Below are 747 nucleotides of genomic sequence, written 5' to 3'. Positions count from 1 at the left end.
TTTTTTAGATGAAAACAAATGGCAGAAGATATTGGCTTTTTTACAGACAGAAGAGAGAGTTAACATTGGGAAAGAAGCAAACTGCAAACAGTTTATTGAAGCAGTTCTTTGGATAGCCCGTTCCGGTGCTCCTTGGCGCTACCTCCCAGAAGGATATGGCAAATGGTACACCATCTATCAAAGATTCCACCGGTGGAGTCGTTTTGGAGTGTGGGAACGGATGTTCAAGTATTTTATTGACGACCCTGATTTAGAGCATCTCATTATTGATTAAACCATGGTTCGAGCGCACTCCTGTGCTGCCGGAAAAAAGGGGAGCAAGCTTTGGGGAGAAGCCGAGGCGGATACAGCACCAAGATTCATGTGAGTGTAGATGGGTTGGGAAATCCGCTGGAATTGAGAATAACTGGCGGAGAAAAGAGCGATATTACTCAAGGGGAAGAATTGATAGAGGGCTGGCAGAGAAAGGATACCAAAGTAATTGGGGATAAAGGATATGATGCGGATAAGTTGATTGAGAAGATAGGGGAAGCTCAAGCGGTTATTCCGCCTAAAAGGAATAGAAAGACGCAGCGGCATTATGACAAGCATCTGTATCAAGAGAGGCATTTAATCGAATGCTTTTTTCATAAGTTAAAGCAGTACCGGCATCTATTTTCTCGTTTTGACAAATTGGCCAGGAACTTCTTGAGTTTTCTCTATCTCGTCAGTGCTCTCTTTTGGCTCAAATGAAAGATCAACACAACC

At 43.2% G+C, this 747-nt stretch carries 1 pseudogene; it reads left to right on the top strand.

The features are described from left to right. Positions 1 to 732, top strand: a pseudogene (locus tag NW820_RS13105) (IS5-like element ISSoc13 family transposase); the annotation flags it as partial. Between the last annotated feature and the right edge of the window lie 15 nt (positions 733 to 747).

The organism is Synechococcus sp. R55.7 (assembly GCF_047461955.1).
In the GTDB taxonomy this organism is placed as follows: Bacteria; Cyanobacteriota; Cyanobacteriia; order Thermostichales; family Thermostichaceae; genus Thermostichus.
The sequence above is the reverse complement of the archived record's forward strand: the minus strand, read 5'-3'. Positions and strand labels throughout refer to the sequence as shown.